This is a genomic window from Streptomyces sp. NBC_01775 (genome assembly GCF_035917675.1).
Lineage (GTDB): Bacteria > Actinomycetota > Actinomycetes > Streptomycetales > Streptomycetaceae > Streptomyces.
In genome coordinates, this window is the sequence record NZ_CP109104.1 from 1,595,911 (window position 1) to 1,618,333 (window position 22,423).

Here is a 22,423-nt window from a genome sequence, read left to right on the forward strand (position 1 = left end):
CGTTCCAGCGTGGGCAGGTTTTGCGCGGCAAGCAGGAAGGGCACTCGTGGGGCTGCCGGAAAAGGACCGGAGGGGCGCAGGCGTCGGGGCCACGGAGGTGGCGGGCGGAGTGAGAAACGGCGAGGACTCGCCCGAGGACACCGCCGGCGGGACGGGCGTGAGGCCCTCACCGCCGGGCGGGCTGATGGACGTGCTCGCGGTCGGGGCCGTGGTGCTGGACAGCCGGGGCCGAATAGTGCTGTGGAGCCCACAGGCCGAACAATTGTTCGGTTACAGTCCGCAGGAAGCCCTGGGCCAGTACGCCGCCCGCCTGCTCGTGCCTCCGCAGAACGTCGAGCTGGTGCTGCACCTGTTCGACCAGGTCATGCGTGAGGGCAAGGAGTGGGCCGGGGTCTTCCCCGTGCGCTGCAAGGACGGCAGCACCCGGCCCCTGGAATTCCGGAACATGCGGCTGCGCGACGAGCAGGGCGCCGCCTACGCGCTCGCTCTGGCCACCGACCGGGCCACCTTGCGCGTGGTCGAGCGCAACCTGGCTCTCGCGGCCCGCGTCGTGGACCAGTCCCCGCTGGGCGTCGCGATCCTGGACACCGATCTGCGGTACGTCTCGGTCAACCCGACAATCGCCCGCTTCGACGGCTTCAGCCCCGAGGAGCACCTGGGCCGGACCGTCCGCGAGATCCTGCCCCCGCGGCACGCGGACGACGCCGAGGGTGTGCTGCGCCACGTGCTGGAGACGGGCGAGTCGGTCATCGACCTCGAAGTGCTGGGCGGGGCGACCCCGAACGGTGCGGGCCAGGCCTGGTCGGTCTCGGTCTACCGGCTGGAGGACACGGCGGGGCTGCCGCTGGGGCTGTCCGTCTCGGTCACCGACATCACCGCGCGCCACCGCGCGGCGCAGCAGGTCGAACACGCACGCAGCCGCCTCGCGCAGGTCGCGGAGGCGTCGGTGCGCATAGGCACGACGCTCGACCTGGAGCAGACCGCCCGGGAGCTGGCGGAGGTCGCCGTGCCCGAACTGGCCGACATCGCCGCCGTGGACGTGCTCGACGTCGCCGTGCAGGACCGGCCCGTGCGGATACCGGCCGAGGAGACCGCCGCCTTCCGGGCCCTGGCGCTGGTCCCCGCGTATCCGACGATCGCCACGAACGCGGCCGACGAGCCGGGGACGGTGGCCCACTACGGCGCCGACCGGCTGGTCACCCGCTGTGTCGCCACCGCCGAGCCGGTGCGGGTGCCGGTCGTGAGCAAGGCGGACCTGCGCGGGATCGCCCGCGACGAGGAGGCCGCCGCGATGCTGTCCGAGGCCGGGGTGCACTCCTATCTCGCGGTGCCCCTGATCGCCCGGGGAGAGGTGCTCGGCGCGCTCGACCTCAAGCGGGCCCGCAACTCCAGACCCTTCAGCGAGGACGACGTCGTCCTGGCGTGCGAGCTGGCCGCCAGAGCCGCCGTCTGCATCGACAACGCCCGCCTCTACCGCCAGCAGCACGACATCGCGCTCACCCTCCAGCGCAGCATGCTCCCCACCCCGCCCAGCGAGCCCAAGGGGCTGCGTGTGGCCTCCCGCTACCAGCCGGCCGGGGCGCTCAGCGAGGTCGGCGGCGACTGGTTCGACGTACTCGACCTGAGCGAGGACCGCACCGCACTGGTGGTCGGCGACGTCATGGGCAGCGGCATCAACGCCGCCGCCACCATGGGCCGGCTGCGGACGGCCACCCAGACCCTCTCCCGGCTGGCGCTGCGCCCGGCCGACGTGCTCGGGCACCTGGACGAGATCACCACCGGCCTCGACCCCTACTTCGCCACCTGCCTGTACGCCGTGTACGACCCGCACCGCCGCCGCTGCCACATCGCCACGGCCGGGCACCTGCCGCCCGTCCTCGTCCCCGCGCGCGGGGAGCCCCGGCTGCTCGACCTGCACACCGGGGCGCCGCTGGGCACCGGCGCCGCGGAGTACCACACGCTCACCGTGGACCTGGAGGTCGACGACCGGCTCGTGCTCTACACGGACGGGCTCATCGAGACCCGCAGGGACGACATCGACGAGCGGCTGGAGGTGCTGTTGGACCTGCTGCGCGGTCCGTCCGTCTCCCTGGAGGAGACCTGCGACCACCTCCTGACCTCGCTGCGCCAGCCGGACAACCACGACGACGTCGCGCTGCTCATCACCAGCCCCCGCGACTGACCGGCCGCACCCGGGGCCCTGCGGGGCCCGGGCAGGACCTGAACGGGAGCCGTGCGACACCCGTGCGAGGCTTCAGCCCCAGAGGGCCTCGGCCAGGGCCGTGCCGGTGAACGCGGCGCCCAGGCCCGCCACCACGCTGGCGAGGACGTTGGCGGCGGCGTAGAAGCGCGCTCCCCTCTCGGCCAGGCGCAGGGTCTCGTAGGAGAAGGTCGAGTAGGTGGTGAGGGCCCCGCACAGCCCGGTGCCCACCAGCAGCTCCGTCCGCGCACCGGCGGCGCCCGCGAGGAGCGCACCGGTGACCAGTCCGAGGACGAGACAGCCGAAGATGTTGACGAGGAAGGTCCCCCAGGGGAAGACGCTGTCGTGCCTGCTTTGCACCATCCGGTCGAGCAGATAGCGCGCGGGGGCTCCCACCATGCCGCCCAGGACGACGAGCGCCCAGTTCACCGGGCCTCCTGGTGGCGGGCGACGCGGCGGACGACGCGGCGGGTGACGCTCGCCGTCGCCCATACCGAGACCAGCGCGATGACCAGGGTGAGAGCCAGATAGCCGAGCGCCGCCTCGGCCGCGCCCTGGTCGGCCAGCCGCTGGATGTCCACGGCGTAGGCCGAGAAGGTGGTGAAGCCGCCGAGCACGCCCGTGCCGAAGAAGGGCCGGACCAGCGGGTGTGCGGCCCACACCTCCGTGCTCACCACCATGAAGACGCCGATGACGGCGCATCCGGCGGCGTTGACCAGCAAGGTCGTCCAGGGGAAGGCGCCCCCCGCGGTGGGCCAGGCCAGCGCGGCGGCGTAGCGGGCCGCCGCACCCAGGCCCCCGCCCGCCGCGACAGCCGCGACGACAGGGAGCTGGCCGCGCCACAGTGGCGTCCGCTGGGCGGGAGCGTGGAGGTCGACATCGGGGTCGATGGGTTCTTCGGTCCTCGACGGGGCCTTCGCCACGGCTCTCTCCTACTCGCCTGCCTCGGGCGCGAACACGGCGCGCCGTCCACGAGTAGGGACCGTTGGCGGCCGGTGTGCCGCGGTTGGGTGCGGCGGGCCCCACCGCCGCGCGAATCCGCACGGACCCGCACCCGACAGTTTACGTGCCCCCTGCCCCACCCCGCTCCCGGACCACTTCCGCACGCCGGCGCCGCACGGCGCACTCCCGCTTGTCGGCCGCTGCCACACCTGTTTGACTGCACATCGTCAGTCTCACTCTCGGTGGGGAGGGCCCCGTGGAGATCACCCGAAGACGCGTCCTGTCCCTCCTGTCCGCCACCGGACTGGCGGCGGTGCTCCCCGCCCACGCGGCGACGGCCGAGGCCGCCCCGCTGCCCACGGGGCCGGCCGCCGGGCCCGAGCGGCTGCTGACCAACGCCGTGGGCATGGCCGCCGGTACGTCCGCCTCCAACTCACGCGCCGAGACCGCCGCCAAGCTCGCCGCCGTCACCGAGGCCGCCGTCTCGCATCTGGCCGCCATGGAGGCGGCGGGCGAGGACGAGCTGTTCTCCGGGCTGCCGCTCGGCACCGACGACGCGAACCTCAACACCACCTTCCGGCGGCTCTACGAGATCGCGCTCGCCACCCGGACCCCCGGCCTCGGGCCGCTCCCCGGCCATCCGGACCCGGCCGCCGTCCAGCGCCGCGTCATCGACGCGCTCGTGCGGCTCCACGAGCGCTACTACGGCGACCAGGACAAGGGCTATTACGGCAACTGGTTCAACTGGGAGATCGGCATCTCCACCAGCGCCACCGCCACCCTCGTCCTCCTCGCCGATCAACTCGCCGACCAGCGGCCGGAGTTGACGCGCACCTACCTCGCCACCATGGACGCGTACCTGCGCAACGGCAAGGACGGTGACGTCGACCTCGACTCCCGCTTCCACACCGGCGCCAACCTCGCCGACATCACCACCAACCGGCTCCTCCAAGGCGCCCTGACCGGCGGATCCGCCGGCGAGGCACGTATCCGCAAGGCGCTGGAGGACCAGCTCACCGTCTACGCCACCGTCGATCCCTACGCCCTCAAGCACGGGGTCACGGACGGCTATTACGCGGACGGCTCGTTCATCCAGCACCACTCGGTCGCCTACACCGGCTCCTACGGCAAGGGGCTGCTGACCCGCGTCGTGCAGACCCTGAAGCTCCTCGACGGCACGGGCTACGCGGACACCTCCGCCCTCGTCCCCGTCATCCACCGCTGGGTGGCCGACGGCTTCGCGCCCGTGATCTTCGAGGGCTGGATGATGGAGATCGTCAAGGGCCGCGCGGTGTCGCGTACGGGCACCGGTTACTCGGACACGGCGGCGGTCGCCGAGGCCGTCACCGATCTGTCCGCGTACGCGGCGGGCGAGCGTGCCACGGCGCTCAAGAGCTATGTGAAGCACCTGCACACGGCCTCGCGTCCGGCGCCGGACCCGGCGCGCTTCGTCTCCCCGCTCACCGTCGTGCGCTACGCCGACCTGCTGGCGGACGACTCCGTCCCGGCCGCCGACCTCAACCCGGCGGCGCGCCATACGGCGTTCAACGCCATGGACAAGACGGTGCACCGCCGCCCCGGCTACGCCTTCGCGCTCTCCCGCAGCTCGGAGCGGATCAGCAAGTACGAGTACATGAGCGGTGAGAACCTGATGCCCTGGTTCCAGGGCGACGGGGCCCACTACCTCTACCTGGCGGGCCAGGACCAGACCCAGGCGTACGGCGTCGACCACTTCACCACGGTCTCGCCGTACGGGCTCGCCGGTGTCACCGCGCCCGTGGAGCGGCGCCGCACGGTGCCCGAGCTGTACGGCACGCCGTACTACGACAACCCGGACCACCCCCTCCACTTCACCGCGTCCTCGGAGTCGCAGAACACGTACGTGTACTTTCCGCGCGGCACCAGCCGGCACTCGGGCGGGGCCGTGCTCGACGCGTACGGCGCGGCCGGAATGGTGCAGTCCGACGACTTCGCGTACGCGGATCGCGCGCGGCTCCCGGACGACTTCACCGTCTACCGCAACGCGACGGCGACCAAGTCGTGGTTCCTGCTGGACGAGGAGATCGTCGTGCTCGCGGCGGGCGTCGGTGACCGCGCGGGCCGCGCGGTCACCACCACGGTCGACGCGCGCATCGCCGCACCGGACGACCGCGTCACCGTCACCGGAGCCCGCCCGGACGGCACCCGCTGGTCCCCCGGCGGCGGCAGCGGTCCGGACACCGGGCGGCTGCGCTGGCTGCGGTACGCGAACCACACCCGGGGCACCTCCGTCGGCTATCTCTTCCTCGGCACCGGGCACCCGGTCACCGTCGCGCTGGAGTCCGTGACCCGCAGCCGCCGCGTCGTCCGCACGGCGAATCCCGACACGGCCGTCACCCGCCAGGTCTTCGGCGCCTCCTTCCGGCAGGCCCCGCACGCGGGCCAGGTCGCGCTGGCCTACGCGCTCCTCCCGCACGCCACCGAGTCCGCGCTGCGGGCGTACGGACAGGAGGGGAAGGAGGGTGAGGAAGGCGGGGACGGCCCGCTCGCCGTCCTCGCCAACACCCCGCGCCTCCAGGCCGTCCGTCACACGGGCCTCGGTCTGGTCGCCGCCAACTCCTTCACCACCGGCCACCACTCCGTCGCGGGCCTGCGGCTCGACGGGCCCGCCTCGGTGCTCGTCCGCCACGAGCGCGCCAAGGGCCGGCACCGGGGCCGGATCACGGTGGCCGCGTCCGACCCCACGATGCGCCGCCCGCACCTGAGCGTCCTCCTCCGAGGCCGCCGGCTGACCGCCGTCACCGCCGACCCCGGGGTGAAGACCCGCCCCGTCCCGGGCGGCACGCTCCTCCGCTTCCCCACCCACCACGCCTACGGCCGCACCTTCACGGTCACCTTGCGGGAGCGCTGACCCGCCGCGGGCCCCTCGGGGTGATGTCAGCAGGAGACGCTCTCGGCACAGTCCCGGAGGGCGTCGCGTACCTCCCGGCTCCAGCCCGGCCCGCGCTTTTGCCGTCGCTCCAGCGGGCCGGCCTCCGGCCGGGGGTTCCTCCGTTGCGGCGGCACCTGTCCCGCGGCCGGATCGCTCCCCGTCCCGGCCGGACCCTTGTCGATGATCTTCCCGATGGCCTGCGGGAGGCCCCGGTCCGGGAGGGGGAGGTCCAGGTCCTCGTCGACGAAGCCCACCATCACCGGCACGTACTCGATGAGCACCCGCAGCGGGTCGGGCAGGGACCGGCGGCGGCGCAGCCCGGCCAGGAGGCGCAGCGCCGTCGCGATCTCCAGCTCGGTCGACTCCGGGCTCAGCGTGGCGGGGGTGAGGGCGGTGTGATCCCGCCACAGGCCGGCCTCGCTCTCCTCCCCCAGGGAGCGGTGGTGGAGGTAGAGGCAGTAGGAGGAGACGGTGTCGGAGGCGCCTGCCGCGTACTGCCACCAAAAGCGCGCGCTGTCCTCGCAGTTGGCCAGGTAGAGGATGCCGCCCAGGACACGTGCTCCCGGGGGCTCCGGCAGGGCGCTGGTGAGGAACTCGCGCAGCGGTTCGAGAGCGCCGGGGCTCATGAGGAAGGTCTCACAGAGGGTTCGCAGGTGGCGTGCGGCCGGGTCGCGAGCGGCGTCGCGCCCCGTCTGCCCCGCCCCGACCGTGGTGGCCGAGCCGGGCACCTCACGGTCCGGCGCCGCACAGCCGGGCACCTCGAGGTCCGGCCCATCGTGTCCGGGCACCTCACGTCCCGCGAACCGTGCGGCGATGCGCTCCTCGGCGGCTTCGATCTCCGCCAGGGTGTACGGAGCCGTGGGCACCAGCCGCGCGCGCGACAGCAGGCGGTTTATGTCAGTGGTCATCAGCATGCCCTTCTTCCTGCCGCATGTAGCCGCTGTATATCTCGCTCAGATGGCGCTTCGCGTAGCGCTCGGTGGACCGCACTCCCGCCTCGGAGATGCCCAGCAGATCCGCCGTCTCGGCAGGGCTGTAGCCCTCGCAGTAGCGCAGCCGGATGACCTCACGCTGGCGCGGGGCCAGGGACTGGATGGCGGAGAAGAGCCGCATGTTCTCCTCCAGTTGGCCGTACGGATCCTCGGCGGTCCGCAGCGCGACCGTCCCGAAGACGGCGTCCTGTAGCTCCGAGAGCCGACGGCCCCGCTTGCGCGCGAAGTCCCTGATGGTGTTGCGCAGCACCGTCCAGGCGTAGGCGGCGGGATTCTCCGACTGCAACACCTTCGTCCACTTGTGAAGGAGCTTCTCGAACGCCTCGTCCACGGCTTCTTCGGCGTCGGCCCGGCACCGCAGATCGCGCTCCGCGCGACGGACGTAGGCGGGACGGTGCATCCGGTGGAAGGCGGAGAAGTCGAGCGGCAGACGCTCGGAGGCCGGCAGCCGGCCCGCGCGGCGGAGGGACGACTCTTCCTGCGTCATCGCCCCTCCCCGTCTCCCGGGGCCCCGCGGTGCAACTCCGTCACTCCGACGCGCACTCCAGCAGCCACCACGCGTCGCAGCAGGGCCACGGCGGGAGGGCCGAACACACGCAGGGCGAGCGCCGCCGTCACCAGATCGCGGGCCAACTCCTGTAGCTGGTTGTTCACGGACCTGTCAGACCTCTCCGGTCGTCGATCGAGGCACAACCCCCGCGCGCCCCGGAAGGTGAGGCTTTCACCTTCTGATGCTGGCGACGTTCCGGAGTGGCGCTTTCGTGCACGCGCCCGTCCGCATAGTTTCGGAGTCTGTCGCTCCCCTTCCGAGTTGGACCTCCTCCTGGCAGCTCTTTCACCGAGCACACGGGGGAGACAGCGCTTGCCGCGCATATGTCGAATGAGTGTGCCAATCTCGCCCGCTTCAACGGATGGAGCTCGGCTCCTCGTGGACAGGAAAGAGCCGTGACGCGTCATGGGAGCCGTGACGCGTCACGGGAGCCGGGCGACCAGCCTCAAGGACACCAAAACACCCACCGGCCAGGGGGCGGCGCCGGGCGCTCCCGATCTGCCGACGTTTCCCCCGCTCCGAGCGGGCTACCCGACGAGTTCCGCCGCCTGACCGGCGACGGTCCCCGGCATCCGCTCCGGACCTCGTCCGGATTCCGGCCGGGGAATGACACAGGCACGACAAGGAGGCACCGTGTTCAAGGCCATCGCAGACGTGCTCCGCTCCATCGGCGGCGCAGTGGCCACCGTCGTCACGCTCCCGTTCCGGGCGGTCGCCCGGCTCTTCGGCGGCGTGTCGGACAGCGCCCACGGCCGCCACTGACCCGGGAGCGGCGCGGGGGCGCCGGGGCCTGGGCACGTATCTCGCACGCGCCCGGGTCGCCGTGCTCGCGCCGCCGCCCACGATGCGGCCATGGACGCCACCCTCGCCCCGCCTTCCCCTCCCCTCCCGGGGAACCCCGTTGAAGGCCACGTCGCGCGGGCGCGAGGATGGGCGGGACATCGCGAGGCTGGACGGACATGGGGATCCGGGACATGGAGACCGTCGAAGAGCCGACGGACGGACTCGCCTCGCCATCGGCAGGGGGCGCCCCATGAAGGCCGTGTCGGAGGCGGTGCGCGGCGCCGTGTCCGCAGCCCTGGAGTCGCTGACCGACCGTGATCCGGCACGGCGGGACGTCGCAGCCGCTGAGCTGGGAGACCTGCTCCGCGGCTCGGCGCTCGACGCGGAGACCGCTCGCGTCGTGGCCGCCCGCCTGGTCGGCCTCACTCTCCGCGAACCCGTGACCCATGTACGCGAGTCCGCCCTGAACGCACTCGGCGAGGCGTTCAGCCGCCACGCCCTGCCCCTGTCCGTCGTCGAGCCGCTGGCCACCGCCTTGGAGTCCATGGCGGCGGAGCCCGAACTCCTGACCCACACCCTCTATCTCCTCGGCGCTCCCCGGAACCCGCGAGCCCGCCCCCTGATAGAGCCCTACCTCAGCCATCCCGATCCCCGCGTCCGCGAGGAAGCGGGCCTCGCTCTCGCCGAGTTCTCCGGGCCGAGGCGTCACGCGAGGGACGACGACGCGGTGGACGATGGGGACCGATGAGTCAGTACTACGACCTGGACAACCGCACCCTCGGGCCTTGAGGTGAACGAGAATCCGGTCGGCGGGCGGGCCCAGGAGCTGGCCCGCTCCATGCCACGCTGACGGCGCCTCGCGGGCCCCGGCACCGGGCGTACCTCGTACGGCTGGAGCCGACCTTCGGCCTCACCCCGCCCCGGACATCGGCGAAGGGCGGTGTACGGACGGCCTCGGCAGGGGGTGGCGGAGGGCGCCGGCTCGGCCGTGGGGTCGCAGGTTCGAGGTGTGTGCCGCAGGTCAGGACGCTGGCGGCCGGGTGGGGGAAATCCCCCGCGCCCGCTCGGAGGTCCGCGCGGTACCCTCACGCATGGCCAAGATCATTATTCGTCCCGCAGAGCCTGTCGAGGCCGACCTGCTCACCGCGCTGACCCACCGCTCGAAGAGTCACTGGGGCTATGCCGAGGAAGTCCTGGAACACATGCGGGACATGCTCACCGTCAGCCCGCAGACGATCCGGGACGGGCAGGTCGTGGTCGCGGAACGGAACGGCGTCGTGGCCGGTTACTACCAGCTCGACGGCGAGGCTCCGCACGGCGTGCTGGCCGACATGTTCCTCGACCCGGACGTGATCGGCACCGGCCTGGGCCGCATCCTGTGGCAGCACGCCACGGAGTCGGCCCGCGCCTCCGGTTTCCACACCCTGACCTGGGAGTCCGACCCCCACGCCGAGCCCTTCTACCTGCACATGGGAGCCGAGCGCATCGACAGCCGCGAAGTCGCCCCGGGCCGCGTGCTCCCCGTCATGAGGGCGACCCTCCACCCGGCGTGACCGCGGGCCACAGGAGGGCGCGGCGGGAGCCGGGGCATTGAAGGCCCCGGCCCCGCTCTTGAACTCCGCTGCGTTCCAGCAATGCCAGCAATGCGTATACCGCGGTCCCGCACCGGTCCGGTCCGGTGTGGAGCCTCAGCGCACGAAGACGTGGAAGGACCTGGACGGCACGCCGCCCGCGATGGTCCGCAGTTCGTTGTTGCCCTTGAGAGCGAGCCGCACGCGCATGGTGTACGTGCCGTTGTGGTTCACGGGGACCCGGATCCGCAGAGTTGCCCACTTGCCACGCTGCTTCTGCTGAAGGAACGCGACGCTCTTCCGCGGAATTCCGGTGGCCTTGCCATAGACGCGGAATTCCTCCCACTTCCGGACGACCTTCTTGTTCGCGTGCGCCTCGTTCCTCTTGTGGTGCCCCTCGCCCCACCAGGGCGGCCCGTCGCCCCGGGGGTCGCCGGGAGCCATCTGCTGCTGCGCCGGCCTGGTCTGCTGTACCGGCCTGGTCTGCTGCCGGTCGGGGTCCGGGGCCGCCGCCTCGTCGCCGTACACGCCGGCGGCGGGGTCCTGCTGGGCGGGTGCGCCCTGGTGACCCCGCGACGGCATCGGCGAGTGGTCGGAGGCCACACCGGAGGACGCCCCCGCGCCGAGCACGCTCAGCGCGAGAATTCCGGTGGCCACCGGCCGAAAAAGGCTACGTCTCATGTGTTTCCTCATTCCGTCGAAGTGCGAGATCGCGAAGTGCGGATACCGCAGGTCTACGAATAGCAAATCCGGCAATCCGGAGAGGCTGCCGACTCACGTGGCCACGCGATTCGCTGTGCGGCCGGCGGAGAATCCCTCCACTGACCGACCGTCACCCTCTCCGTGGCCCCGTTCGCCGTAACCCTGAGCGCCCTCGCCCGTGCTCTACGCCCTCGGCTTGGTTCCCCAGATCCGGACTCCGCTGCCGATCCGCAGCGTCTTCCAGAGGCGTCGGGCGTCGGCGTAGCGGAGATTGACACAGCCGTAGGAGCCGGGCGGGCTGTAGATGTTCTTGTACGTGCCGTGAATGGCCTGGCCCCCGCTGAAGTACTGGGCGAAGGGCATCGGCTGGTGGTAGAGCCGTGACCACTCGTTACGGACACGGCGCTGCACGGCGAAATTGCCCCTACGGGTCGCGTAGCCCCGCATTCCGGTGCGCATGGGCACCGCGGGGAAGACGACCTTGCCCCTCTCCCGCACCCACATGATCTGGCGGGTCAGATCCAGGCAGGCCACCCGCCGTCTCGACGACGGGCAGTGCCGGTCCGCGAGCAGCCGTCCGGGGTGGTGCGCCGCGAATTTCGCGTACGCCGCCCGGTAGGTGACCGGCCCCGCGAATCCGTTCGAGGGCGCGATGTTCTCCTTCTGCTGGAACTTCTGGATGGCGTCACAGTCCGCGGGCGACTGCTTGCCGTCCACCGGCAGGCGCAGATACTCCTCCACTTTCGCCTGGTCCCGCCCCGTGCTGTTCGAGCACACCGGCCGCCGGCCCGTCTTCCCCTTCCGCACCTGCTCCCCCCGAGGCACGTACTCCACCCCGGGGCCGGAGTCCACGTGCTCGGCACCTGGATTCCGCTTCACGACGCCGCTCTCGCTGCGCTCCGCCTCGCTCAGCGGGGGGAACGCACCCTGGTCGGGGGTGTCCCGGCTGTAGGCGTTGCCGGGCGGGACGGGAATGCCCGGGACGAGGGACTCGTACGGAACCGGACGGGTGTCCGAGGCCGGTGAGGGGGGCGCGACGGCGCCCGCGGGAGCGGCCTCGAGGAGACCGAGCAGCAACAGCATCGCGGCAGCCGGCACACGGACGGCACGCGCGGAAAGGATGAACGGTGTGACAGGCATGCACGGCCTTTCCCCGCGAAACACACGGCCCAGCGCCGCATTCCCCGGATTCACCTGAGCGCCGCACGCCCTCTCTCTTTCGCGACCCGTGCGGAACAGACAGCGCGCGTGTCATCCGGGCGGGGTCCTCGGGAGCCTGGTAGTCGGCGGGGGCGCGGCCGGGGGATGGCGCTCAGGCGGCCTCCGCCGCGCCGACGCGGCGGGGGTCGGCGCAGGCTCGGATCGTGCGGGTGGCGGGATCGAGGGTGAGGGCTTCGAAGTTGCCGGTGAGCGCGTTCCAGGGGTTGACGAGGCGGGTCCACAGGCGCTCGCGGTCCGCCCAGCCCCGCACCTCGCGCAGGACCTCGGGCGCGAAGCCCGCCTCCAGCAGGTTGCCCGGCTGCCAGCCCCGTTCGGGTGTGTGCGGGCGGGCGCCGAAGCGGGGGGCCTGTACGGACTCCTCGACGCTCATGCCGAAGTCGATCAGGTTCACCAGGTTCTGGAGGATGTTGGCGACCAGGGAGACCGAGGGCGAGCCGGAGACGATGACGGGCTGCCCGTCCCGCAGCACGATGTTCGGTGCCAGATAGACGGATGCCCGCTCCCCCGGGCCCGGCATCACGCGCTGGAAGAAGGAGCCGCCGCCCGAGAGCTGGAAGCCCTCGCAGAACAGCCCGTTGACGAAGCCCGAGGCCATGTGCGAGTGGGTGAGCGAGACCGCGTCCCCGGCGGCGTCCACCACCGAGACGTGGATGGTGCCGGGCGAGGGCGGGGCGGCGCCGGGCGGCGGCGCCGTCTCCAGAAGCGTCATCCGGGTCCGGGCGTACTCCTTGGACAGCAGCGTCTCCAGCCGCTCGGGGTCCTCCGTGAGGTCGCGCCGCAAGGGCGGCGCGTAGTAGACGGTGTTGTGGGCCTGGATGAGGAGGCGCAGCGTCTCGGGTGCGGCGGTGGACGGTCCCAGCCGGGCCAGGTCCACGGTCTCCAGCATGTTCAGCGCCCCGATCAGCTGGACGCCGCCGTCGTCCGGCGGCGGGGACGCCACGATCTCCGCGCCCCGGTAGGTGCCGCGTACCGGCTCCTGCACGCGGACGCGGTACTCCTCGAAGTCCCGCTCGGTGATGACGCCGCCGTCCGCGCGCACGGTCTGGGTGAAGGCGTGTGCGAATTCGCCGAGGTAGTAGTCCATGCCCTCGTCGCGCAGCCGCAGGAGGGTGCGCGCGGCGCGCGGCTGCCGGATCGTCTGACCCGGCACGGCGAGGTGGCCCTCGGGGAAGAAGACCTCGCGCATCTGTGCGGACGCGCCGAGGCGGGCCTGCTCGCCGTAGGCGATGCCGTAGAGGAACGGGTTGACCTCGAAGCCGTCCGTCGCGGCGGCGAGGGCCGGGGCCAGGAGGCGCCCCGTACTCAGCGTGCCGAACCGGCGCCGGGCCTGGTCGAACGCGGGCCACCAGCCGGGCACGGGCACCCCGCGCCCGCGCGTCAGGTCGGCGCCGGTGAAGTCGGGCAGCGGGGCCAGCGGGGCGTTGACGTTCCCGTTGAGGTAGGTGGCGGCGCCGGTGCGCGCGTCGCGGTGGAGCAGGCTGAGCCCGCCCGTCAGCGACGTCATGTGCGGCTCGACGACGAGTTGGGCCGCCGCGGCGGCGAGGGCCGCGTCGGCCGCGTTGCCGCCTTCGCGGAGCACGTCGCGCGCGGCGCGGGTCGCCAGCGGATGCGAGGTGACGGCCACCCCGTGCTCCCCGGCGACGAGCGGCTTCGGACCGTAGCGGGCGGGCGCGACGGGGTCGTTCCCCACGGAGGACGACGCGCTCACGGCTGAGGGACCTCCTTGACCTGATGACCGGCCTCCGGCCCGGATGAACCGGGCGCGGCGGGATCCGGAGCGGTGGCGCTTCCCGGGGCGGGGGTCCCTCCCGGAGCGGGGGCAGCCTCCGGCGCAGCCGGTTCGCGGAGGGCGTCGATCGCCTTCGGCAGGGCGAACGCGGCGACCAGCGCCGAGCCGAGGCAGATGGCGGCCATGTACCAGCCGAAGGAGACCTCGGTACCGGTGGTTCCCACCAGCCAGGACGCCAGCAGCGGCGCTGTGCCGCCCAGCAGGGTGGTGCCCAGGTTGTAGTTGAGGGCCGCGGCCGTGCCGCGTACGTGGGCGGGGAAGCTCATCACGTAGGCGGTGGTCAGCGGCCCGCCGATGACGTTGTTGATGACCGTGAAGACGACGACGGCGACGAAGGCGAGTGCGAAGGAGCCCGATTCGATGGCGAGGAACGTCGGCACGGTGAACAGCACGAAGACGCCGTAGCCGAACACCAGCAGCCGCTTGCCGCCGTGCTTGTCGGCGATCCAGCCGCCCCAGATCGCGGCGGGCGCCCCGACGACGTACGTCAGGATCGCCGCGAGCAGCGCCTGGTCCTCGCCGAAGCCGTTTTGCACCAGCGCGGTGACGAAGTAGCTCTGGATCATGAACGAGCCGACACGCTGCCCGGCGCCGAGTCCGATGGCGCGCAGCATGTCCCGCCAGTGGCCGCGCACGGCCTCGCGGAACGGCGTCTGCTCGACCTGGTTGTTCTTGGCCTCCTCGAGGACCCGCTGGTATTCGGGCGCCTCCGTGGTGTGCCGCCGGATGTAGAGCGTGACCAGCGACAGCGGCGCGGCGAGCAGGAACAGCAGGCGCCAGCCCCAGGAGTTGAAGGCACCGGAGGGCAGCGTCACGATCAGGATGTAGGCGAGGACGGAGGCGATCAGCGGCCCGAGCGAGGTGGAGCCGACCGCCCACCCCGACAGGTAGTTGCGCTTCTTGCGGGGCCCGTGCTCCAGCAGGAAGTTGGTGGCCACGGTGTACTCCGCGCTCGCGCCGAGCCCCTGCACCAGCCGGCAGAGCGCCAGCAGTACGGGTGCCGCGACGCCGATGACCGAGTAGGCGGGGAGCACGCCGATGGCGACGGTGCCGATGGACATCAAGACGATGGTCACCGTGAGGACGTACCGGTGGCCCTTCACGTCGGCCAGCCGCCCCATGAGCGTCCCGCCGACGGGGCGTATCGCGTAGGAGAGGATCAGGCCGAGGTACGTCGAGATCAGCGCGACGGCCGGGTCTCCCCCGGGGAAGAACGTCCGCGACATGACGACGGCGAGGATGCCGTAGAGGGCGTTGTCGTACCACTCGACGGCGTTGCCGAGCATCGCGGCCCAGAGCACCTTGCGCCAGGGCGAGCCGGAGCGCTGCTCTGCCTGCTCCGCGGCCGGGGGCGCGGGCAGGGGTGCGGGCGTGGGTGTCTCCTCCGCCGGGGAGGAACTGGCGGGTGGTGCGGGGGTGTTCGTCATCGGACACCTCCTAGCTCTGTCCAGGGGCCTGGTGGCCAGGGGTCAGGGGCGAGCTGCGTCTTCGTCGGACGCCTTCGTCGTGACGGAGCCCTCTCGGCTGTCCCGCGCGGCTTCTTCCGGGTCCCGTTCGGCCGGGTCGCCGTAGCCGCCCGCGCCCGCCGTGATGACGCTGACGCGGTCGCCGGGCTGGAGCACGGTGCAGCCGCCGGTGACCGGCTGCGCCCCGTCGCTGAGTTCGACGGCGGCCGGCCTGCCGGACAGCCCGCCCGCCAGGCCCCAGGGCCGGGAGAGCCGGCGGCTGGTGTCGAGCTGGAAGCGCACGTCGTGCTCCTCCACCCGGAGGGTGCGCCGGATGCCCATGCCGCCGCGCGTCCGCCCGGCGCCGCCGGAGTCGGGCACCAGCTCGTACGCCTCGACGACCAGCGGGTATTCGGTCTCCAGCGCCTCGACGGGCAGGTTGGAGGTGTTGGTGACGTGGACCTGCACCCCGTCGAGGCCGTCCTTGGCCGCGCGAGCGCCGGAGCCGCCGCCGATGGTCTCCAGGTAGACGAAGTACCGGCCCGTCCTGCTGTCGAGGCCGGAGAAGTGCACGCCGGTGTTGGCGCCGTTGGAGGCGGCGGTGACCCGCTCGGGCACAGCGGTGGCGAGGGCGCCGTGGATGAGGTCGACCACGCGCTGACAGGTCTCGGTGCGGCCGTTGACGGCCGCCGGTTCCACACAGTTGACGATCGAGCCGAGGGGCGCGTCGATCCGGATGGGCCTGTGCAGCCCGGCGTTCGAGGGGATGTCGGGGTCGACCAGGGTCTTCACCGCGTAGTACACGGTGGCGTACAGCGCCGTCCAGACCATGTTGACCGAGGCGCGCACCTGTGGCGGGTTGTCCGCGAAGTCGAAGCGCAGCTCGTCGCCCTCGACGGTCACCCGCAGCCGTAGCTCCAGCTCCTCCTCGCCCAGCTCGGGGCAGTCGAAGCGGTCGGTGAAGGTGTAGGTGCCGTCGGGCACCTCGGCGATGGCGGCGCGCGTGCGGCGCTCGGTGTAGTCGAGCAGCGCGGCGGCTGTGGCGGTCATGGTGGTGCGGCCGTAGCGGGCCGTCAGTTCGCCGTACCGGTTCACGGCCAGCCGGTTCGCGGCCAGCTGCGCCCGGAAGTCGGCCTTCCGCTCGGTGGGCACCTGGCAGTTGGTGAGGACGAGCTGGAAGACGTCCTCGACGATGGTGCCCTCGCGGGCGAAGCGCACCGGCGGGATGCGGATGCCCTCCTGGAAGATGTGCGCGTGTCCCCGGTCGCCGAAGTCGGCGTGGTGGGCGAGGTTGGCGGCCCAGGCGGTCAGCTTCCCCTCGGCGAAGACGGGGGTGACCAGCACCATGTCCGGCAGGTGCGAGCCGCCGCCGGAGTAGGGGTCGTTGCTGAGGAACGTGTCTCCGGGGCGTATCTCCTCGGCCGGGAAGCGCTCCAGCACGGCGGCGACGACGCCGATGAGGGAGCCGAGGTGGATGGGGGAGGCCAGCTCGGCCTGGGCCAGCATGTGCCCGTCGGCGTCGAACAGGCTCGCCGTGCAGTCCCTTCGTTCCTTGATGTTGCTGGAGTAGGCGGCGCGGACCAGGGTCTCGCCCATCTCCTCGACGATGGAGGCCAGGGCCGAGCCCATGACTTCCACCAGCACGGGGTCGACGGCCCCTGCGGCGGTGCGGTGCGCGTGCGCTTTCATTGGGATTCCTGTTCGGTACGGCTACCGCTGCGGGGCGGCGGAGTCGGCGGCGTGGGTCGCGTGAGCGGCGTCGGGTACCTCGATGACGAGGTTGGAGTGCGCGTCGACGGTGAGCACGTCGCCGGGCAGCAGCACGGTGGTGGTGTCCATCTGCTCGATCACGGCGGGGCCTTCGACGCGGTTGCCGGGCCGCATCAGCGCACGGTCGTGGACGGGCACCGGGGTGAAGCCGCCCAGCTCGGGCAGGTGCACGTCGCGGGCGCCGGTGAGCGAGGCGGTGGCATCCGCTCCCTGGGCCTCCTCGCGCGGCAGCTGCGCCCGGGGGACGGAGCCCACGGCGCGCACCCGGAGCGTGACGGCCTCGACGGGCTCCCCGGGCGAGTCGTATCCGTACAGGCGGCGGTGTTCGGCGCTGAAGGACTCCAGCACGGTGCGGACCGCCTCGCCGTCGAGGGCGCCGTCGGGGACCTGGACGGGGATCTCGTAGTTCTGGCCCGCGTAGCGCAGTTCGGCGGTGCGCTCCACGCTCCGGTCCCCGGGCGCGATCTCCTCGGCCTCGAACCAGTCCCGCGCCTCGGTGGCGAGCTCCCCGTACAGCGTGCCGAGGCGGCCGGCCGAGGAGGAGTCGAAGGGCTGGATGCGGGTGCGGGAGAAATCCGCGCGGACATCCGTCATCAGCAGCCCGAGGGCCGATTGCGCGCCGGGGGTGGGCGGGACGAGCACGGTGCGCATGCCGAGTTCGCGGGCGAGCCGCGAGGCGTGCAGGGGCCCGGCGCCGCCGAAGGGCACGAGGGTGTAGTCGCGGGGGTCGTAGCCGCGCTGGACGGAGATGACGCGGATGGCGCGGGCCATGTTCGCGGTGACGACACGCAAGATGCCCTGCGCCGTCTCCTCGGTGCCGAGGCCCGCGCGGTGGGCCAGGCGTCCGACGGCGGCGCGGGCCGCGCCCTCGTCGACGGACATCCGGCCGCCCAGGAGCTGGGTGGGGTTGAGCGTGTGCAGCAGGACGTTGGCGTCGGTCACCGAGGCTTCGGTGCCCTTGCCGTAGCAGGCGGGGCCCGGGTCGGCGCCCGCGCTGGCCGGGCCGACCTTGAGGTGGCCGCCCGCGTCGACCCGGGCGAGCGAGCCGCCGCCCGCGCCGACGGTGTGGATGTCGAGCATGGGCGTACGGATGGGCCGCCCGTCCAGCTCCATGCCGGTGGTCACCTTCGGTACGCCGCCGCGCACGAGGGAGACGTCGGAGGAGGTCCCGCCCATGTCGAAGGTGATGAAGTCGGGGTGCCCGGCCGCCGCGCAGATCCCGGCGGCGCCGACCACCCCGGTGCTGGGGCCGGACAGGACCATGCGGACGGGGAACTCCTCGGCGGCCTCGAACGGGATGATGCCGCCGTTGGACTGCGTCACGTGCGGCACGGCGCTCAGACCGCGCGCGGCCAGCCGCTCGCGGAGCCGGGCGAGATACGCGGAGACGACGGGCCCGACGTAGGCGTTGGTGACGACGGTGGAAAGGCGCTCGTACTCGCGGAATTCGGGCAGCACCCGGCTGGAGAGGGAGATGTGGGCACCGGGCAGTTCCTCGGCCAGGATCTCGCCGACGCGCTCCTCGTGTTCCGGGCGCAGGAAGCTGTAGAGGAGGCAGACGGCGACCGCCTCCACGCCCGCTTCGCGCAGCGTCTTGGCGGCGGTGCGCACGTCCTGCTCGTCCAGCGGCGTCTCGACGCGGCCGTCGTGGCGCACCCGTTCGGTCACCTCGAGGCGCAGGTCACGCGGGGCGAAGGGGGTGGGCTTGTCGGCCTGGAGGTCGTACAGCCGCGGGCGGCGGCCCCGGCCCAGCTCCAGCAGGTCGCGGAAGCCGCGGGTGGTGAGCACGCCGGTGCGCGCCCCGCGCCGGGTGAGCAGGGCGTTGGTGCCGACGGTGGTGCCGTGTGCGAAGTACGCGACCTCGGCCATGGTGCGCGTGGCACGGCCTTGAGCCGCGCCGCCATCGTCCGCGCCGTGCCGAGCCGCGCCGTGCTGAGCCGCGCCGTGCCGAGCGGCGCCGCCACCGTCCGCGCCGCCTGGGTCCGTTCCGGCCGTTCCGCCCATCTGGTGCAGGACCTGCTGGACGCCGTCCACGATGGCGAGGCCCGGGTCCTCCGGGGTGCTGGAGACCTTGCGCACGTGGATCGTGCCGGTCTCCTCGTCGAACGCGACGACGTCGGTGAAGGTGCCTCCGGTGTCGACACCGATGCGCAAGGTCATGGGGTTCCTGCCTGGACTCGTGGTGGGACCGGGGTGGGGCCGGCCAGCGGCGCGCCGTGGCCGAAGCCGCCGTGTGCCGTGCACGCGCGGGCAGCGGCTTCCGCGGCGTCCGCGAGCCCGGCTTCGGGGTCGCCGCCCGCGGCGAGGGTGACGAGGAGGGTGCCGATGAAGGCGTCCCCCGCTCCGAGGGTGTCCACGGCCTCGGTACGGGCCGCGGAGCGGTGCCAGAAGGTGGTGCCGTCGGTGAGTACGGCTCCCTCGGCGCCGCGGGTGGCGAGGGCCCAGCGGGTGCCCTGGTGCGTCGCGTCGCGGAGCAGTCTCGCCGATTCGGCGTCGCTGAGCTGTGACGTGGAGAACGCCGCGAGATACAGATGTGGCAACAGCCGCTCGGCCCAGGGCTCCCGCCAGTGGTACGAGAAGTCGAACGACACCCTCGTGCGGGCGGCCATGTCCGGCACCTGCGGGACGAGCGAGCCGCTGTAGGCGGTGTGCACGAGGTCGTAGGTGCCCAGCGCTTCGAGGCCGGCGGCGCCGAGGGAGAAGACGGAGACCCCGTCGTCGGACCCCTTGAAGACCCGGTCGCCGCCGGTGAGCCCGACCTCGGCCCAGGCGTTGGTGCCGTGCGCGGTGCGGACGCGGGAGAGGTCCACCCCCTCGGCGCGCAGTCCCGCGCGGACGACCTCGCCCGCCGGATCGTCGCCCGTCACGCCCCAGTACGCCGCCTCGGCACCGGCTCTGGCCGCGTACACCGCGACGTTGACGGCGTTGCCGCCGGGGAACATCGTGCCGTCGGAGGCGGGGGCCGGGCCGCCCGCGTCGGGATCGGGATCCACGCCGTCGGCGTCGGGGCCCTGCGGGGAGGCGAGTCCCGCGTAGCGGTCGACGACGTTGTCGCCGATCCCCAGCAGGCGTACCCGCCGCATCAGTACGCGACCCGGTACATGTACCGGCGCTGCGCCGTGTTGTGGCCGCGCTCGGCGGCGCAGTGGTCCAGCAGCCGCCGGGAGGTGGAGGCGATCGCGAGCGGGCTGATCAGCCCGCGCTGCTCCTCGGGGACGCCGGGCAGGGTGAAGGTGCGGGAGTCCAGGACGGCGTAGGTGTCGTAGTAGCGCTCGGCGAAGGCGACGGCGCGCTGCCCCATCGGACGGGTGGCGTCCTCGCCGTTGAGGATGAGCACCGGGTGCTGCCCGACGATCTCGAACGGTCCGTGGAAGAAGTCACCGGCACTGACGGCGGACGCGTGCAGCCAGTTCATCTCCTGGAGGTAGCAGGCCGCCAGCGCGTTGGCGGCGCCCGAGTTGGGCCCCGCGCCCAGCACATAGACCAGGTCGGCGTCCCGCCACTGGGCGCCCACCTCGGCGCCGAGCGGGGCGACCTCCCGCTTGGCCGAGGTCAGCGCCTCGGGGATCGCCGCGACCGCGCGCCACGCGGCCTCCGGGTCCGGAAGCGCTCCGGCCGCCTCCAGCACGGCGAGGGCGAGCTGCGTGAAGTGGATGGCCTTGGGCTCGGTGACGGTGACATCGCTCGGGTAGTCGAAGAGCACGTCGGCCTCGTCGGCCAGCGCCGAGTCACCGGCCCGCGCGATCCCGGCGACGGTGGCCCCCGCCTTCTTGGCGAGCTGGACCGCCTCCAGGGTCTCGGGCGTGGCACCCGAGTGCGAGGAGGCGACGACCAGCGCGGAGCCGTCGAGCCCGGCCAGCGGCCGGTGGATCATCTCGGCCGCCGTCATCCGGTGCGAGACGGGCGCGACGGTATGGCTCTCCATCAGGTCCTGGGCCGGGAACGTCGAGTAGTACGAGCCGCCGCAGCCGACGAAGTAGACGGTGCGCAGCCGGTCCGCGAGGCGCGCGGCCAGCTCCCGCGCGGTGGCCGCCTGCGCGACGGTGTGCTCCAGGGTCGGGGTGAGGTCGGTGGCGAGCGGTACGGGGTCGACGGCGACAGGCGACGGCATCGGGGGGATCTCTCCTTGAACGGGTGGGTGCGGCCGTCACCGAGAGGGACTGAGAAGGTTCTCAGTGGCGGTTGGTGAGAACCTTCTCAGTACCCGTAAACTGTCGTCAATAGGTCCGGCGAAGAGACTTTCGAGGCGGTGTCCGTGCCGTGGGGACGGGTCCGTCGGGTGCGTCGCCGGCCTGGGAGCCGGGTTCGTCGCCGGTGTCGAAGCCGGGTTCGTTGTCCGTGTCGGAGAGGGGCGAGGTGCCGCACAAGGAAAGAGGCTCGGGCCCGCCGAGCATCGTCGAGGTCGCCCGCGAGGCGGGGGTCTCCACCGCCACGGCGGGCCGGGTGCTCGGCGGCTACGGCCAGGCCAGCGCCGCCTCGCGCGCCAAGGTCGAGGACGCGGCCCGGCGGCTGTCGTACCGGCCCAACGGCCTTGCCCGCAGCCTCATCCACGGCTCGACGGAGACGGTCGGCGTCATCGTCACCGACGTCGGCAACTCCTTCTTCGCCGGCGCCGTCCGCGCCATCGCCGACGTCGTCCGCGCGGCGGGCTACGAGATGCTGCTCGCCAACACCGACGCCGACCCCGAGGCCGAGCGGCGCGCGATCCAGGTCATGTGGGAAAAGCGCGTCGACGGACTGATCATCGCGCCGCAGTCCCCCGACAGCGCGGAGCGGCTGCGCCCGGTGGCGGACGGCGGCCTCCCCCTCGTCCTGCTCGACCGGCCGCTGCCCGCGCTCCCGCAGGTCGATCAGGTCATCGTCAACAACACCGCGTGCGCGCGCAGCGCCGTCAACCACCTCGTACGGCTGGGCCACCGCCGTATCGCCGTACTCAGCGAGGCGGCCGAGGACTTCCCGCGCCTGCGCGACGCGGCTCCCGCCGAGGGTGACGCGGAACGGCCCAGCGCGGCGCGGCTCGTGGGCCATCTCGCGGCGCTGCGCCGCGCGGGCATCGACCCCGACCCCGGGCTGATCGTCCACTCCCCCTACGACCGGGACGCCGCCGCCCGCGCCGTACTGCGCCTGCTGCGCCGTGACCCGGGCGTCACGGCTCTGTTCTGCACCGACAACGTGCTCGCCTCGGGCGCGGTCGCCGCACTCCAGCGCAGCGGACGCGGCTGCCCGGACGAGGTGTCGCTGGTCGGCTTCGACGACCAGGAGTGGACCACCCTGGTCCGACCCCGCCTCACGGTCGTACGCCAGCCGACCCGCGAGCTCGGCACTACGGCGGCCCGGCGCCTGCTCGAACGGGTCGCGGAGCGGCAGGGCGGGGGCGGCGGGGAGGCCGCGGGCACCGGCCCGGGTGCGGGCCGAACGGAGGCCCCCGCAGGGAGCGCCGGGCAACGGCTGGTGCTGCGCGGCAGGTTGGTCGAACGGGACTCCACGGGGCCGCCCCCCGGCGGGGCGGGCTGAGACACCGGCGGGGCCGCCGGAAGCCGACAGCTC

Annotated in this window: 19 protein-coding genes; 6 read left to right on the top strand and 13 right to left on the bottom strand. The window is 72.8% G+C overall.

Features of this window, described 5'->3' with window-relative positions; translation table 11 throughout:
* Window positions 1–109: 109 nt before the first annotated feature.
* The gene (locus tag OHB04_RS07365) at window positions 110–2,182 is read left to right on the top strand and encodes a SpoIIE family protein phosphatase (protein WP_405806332.1); all 2,073 of its coding nucleotides are present in this window, start codon (window positions 110–112) and stop codon (window positions 2,180–2,182) included.
* A gap of 72 nt (window positions 2,183–2,254) precedes the next feature.
* Here OHB04_RS07365 and crcB read toward each other — a convergent pair whose 3' ends face one another.
* Both crcB and OHB04_RS07375 read right to left on the bottom strand, forming a co-directional pair.
* Window positions 2,255–2,629: a fluoride efflux transporter CrcB gene (gene crcB, locus OHB04_RS07370; RefSeq protein WP_326686887.1), complete on the bottom strand. Its 375-nt coding sequence runs from the start codon at window positions 2,627–2,629 to the stop codon at window positions 2,255–2,257.
* Window positions 2,626–3,123 carry a fluoride efflux transporter FluC gene (locus OHB04_RS07375; RefSeq protein WP_326686888.1) on the bottom strand — a complete coding sequence of 166 codons (498 nt, stop codon included), beginning with the start codon at window positions 3,121–3,123 and terminating at the stop codon, window positions 2,626–2,628. The genes crcB and OHB04_RS07375 overlap by 4 nt, the downstream gene beginning before the upstream one ends.
* Before the next feature lie 275 nt (window positions 3,124–3,398).
* On the opposite strand from OHB04_RS07375, the gene OHB04_RS07380 reads away from it, so the two are divergent.
* Window positions 3,399–6,032 (top strand): polysaccharide lyase family 8 super-sandwich domain-containing protein, encoded by a 2,634-nt coding sequence (locus OHB04_RS07380; protein WP_326686889.1) that lies wholly within the window; start codon window positions 3,399–3,401, stop codon window positions 6,030–6,032.
* 26 nt (window positions 6,033–6,058) lie between these two features.
* Here OHB04_RS07380 and OHB04_RS07385 read toward each other — a convergent pair whose 3' ends face one another.
* Genes OHB04_RS07385 through OHB04_RS07395 form a run of 3 tightly spaced genes read right to left on the bottom strand, consistent with a single transcriptional unit; the run spans window position 6,059 to window position 7,699 of the window.
* Window positions 6,059–6,961: a hypothetical protein gene (locus tag OHB04_RS07385; protein ID WP_326686890.1), complete on the bottom strand. Its 903-nt coding sequence runs from the start codon at window positions 6,959–6,961 to the stop codon at window positions 6,059–6,061.
* Complete coding sequence (locus OHB04_RS07390; RefSeq protein WP_326686891.1) at window positions 6,951–7,532, bottom strand: sigma-70 family RNA polymerase sigma factor; 582 nt, start codon at window positions 7,530–7,532, stop codon at window positions 6,951–6,953. Before OHB04_RS07390 ends, OHB04_RS07385 begins: the two co-directional genes overlap by 11 nt.
* Window positions 7,529–7,699, bottom strand: coding sequence for a hypothetical protein (locus OHB04_RS07395; protein WP_326686892.1), 171 nt, complete (start codon window positions 7,697–7,699; stop codon window positions 7,529–7,531). Before OHB04_RS07395 ends, OHB04_RS07390 begins: the two co-directional genes overlap by 4 nt.
* 529 nt (window positions 7,700–8,228) lie before the next feature.
* Between OHB04_RS07395 and OHB04_RS07400 the strand changes: the two genes are divergently transcribed.
* The 3 genes from OHB04_RS07400 to OHB04_RS07410 all read left to right on the top strand — a co-directional run bounded on the left by OHB04_RS07400 (window position 8,229) and on the right by OHB04_RS07410 (window position 9,931).
* Entirely contained in the window at window positions 8,229–8,357 is a 129-nt protein-coding gene (locus OHB04_RS07400) for an LPFR motif small protein (RefSeq protein ID WP_326686893.1), read from the top strand.
* Between the two features lie 271 nt (window positions 8,358–8,628).
* Window positions 8,629–9,126, top strand: a complete 498-nt coding sequence (locus OHB04_RS07405) for a HEAT repeat domain-containing protein (protein WP_326686894.1) — start codon at window positions 8,629–8,631, stop codon at window positions 9,124–9,126.
* Window positions 9,127–9,469: 343 nt separating this feature from the next.
* On the top strand, window positions 9,470–9,931 hold the full coding sequence (locus OHB04_RS07410; protein WP_326686895.1) for a GNAT family N-acetyltransferase: 462 nt from the start codon (window positions 9,470–9,472) through the stop codon (window positions 9,929–9,931).
* A 135-nt stretch (window positions 9,932–10,066) separates the two neighbouring features.
* Here the strand turns inward: OHB04_RS07410 and OHB04_RS07415 are convergent, their stop codons facing one another.
* The 8 genes from OHB04_RS07415 to OHB04_RS07450 form a co-directional block, all read right to left on the bottom strand.
* The gene (locus tag OHB04_RS07415) at window positions 10,067–10,630 is read right to left on the bottom strand and encodes a hypothetical protein (RefSeq protein ID WP_326686896.1); all 564 of its coding nucleotides are present in this window, start codon (window positions 10,628–10,630) and stop codon (window positions 10,067–10,069) included.
* A 204-nt stretch (window positions 10,631–10,834) separates the two neighbouring features.
* Entirely contained in the window at window positions 10,835–11,791 is a 957-nt protein-coding gene (locus tag OHB04_RS07420) for a L,D-transpeptidase family protein (RefSeq protein WP_326686897.1), read from the bottom strand.
* Window positions 11,792–11,963: 172 nt separating this feature from the next.
* Window positions 11,964–13,580: a gamma-glutamyltransferase gene (locus OHB04_RS07425; RefSeq protein ID WP_326807080.1), complete on the bottom strand. Its 1,617-nt coding sequence runs from the start codon at window positions 13,578–13,580 to the stop codon at window positions 11,964–11,966.
* Entirely contained in the window at window positions 13,577–15,088 is a 1,512-nt protein-coding gene (locus OHB04_RS07430; RefSeq protein WP_326807081.1) for an MFS transporter, read from the bottom strand. Before OHB04_RS07430 ends, OHB04_RS07425 begins: the two co-directional genes overlap by 4 nt.
* Before the next feature lie 42 nt (window positions 15,089–15,130).
* A complete protein-coding gene (locus OHB04_RS07435; protein WP_326807082.1) occupies window positions 15,131–16,795 on the bottom strand; it encodes a hydantoinase B/oxoprolinase family protein in 1,665 nt (554 codons plus the stop codon).
* 21 nt (window positions 16,796–16,816) lie between these two features.
* Entirely contained in the window at window positions 16,817–19,036 is a 2,220-nt protein-coding gene (locus tag OHB04_RS07440) for a hydantoinase/oxoprolinase family protein (RefSeq protein ID WP_326807083.1), read from the bottom strand.
* Window positions 19,033–19,959 (bottom strand): PfkB family carbohydrate kinase, encoded by a 927-nt coding sequence (locus OHB04_RS07445; RefSeq protein WP_326807084.1) that lies wholly within the window; start codon window positions 19,957–19,959, stop codon window positions 19,033–19,035. Before OHB04_RS07445 ends, OHB04_RS07440 begins: the two co-directional genes overlap by 4 nt.
* Window positions 19,959–20,987 (bottom strand): SIS domain-containing protein, encoded by a 1,029-nt coding sequence (locus tag OHB04_RS07450; RefSeq protein WP_326807085.1) that lies wholly within the window; start codon window positions 20,985–20,987, stop codon window positions 19,959–19,961. The genes OHB04_RS07445 and OHB04_RS07450 overlap by 1 nt, the downstream gene beginning before the upstream one ends.
* Before the next feature lie 227 nt (window positions 20,988–21,214).
* Here OHB04_RS07450 and OHB04_RS07455 point away from each other — a divergent pair, with 227 nt between their 5' ends.
* Complete coding sequence (locus OHB04_RS07455) at window positions 21,215–22,390, top strand: LacI family DNA-binding transcriptional regulator (RefSeq protein WP_326807086.1); 1,176 nt, start codon at window positions 21,215–21,217, stop codon at window positions 22,388–22,390.
* Window positions 22,391–22,423: the final 33 nt, after the last annotated feature.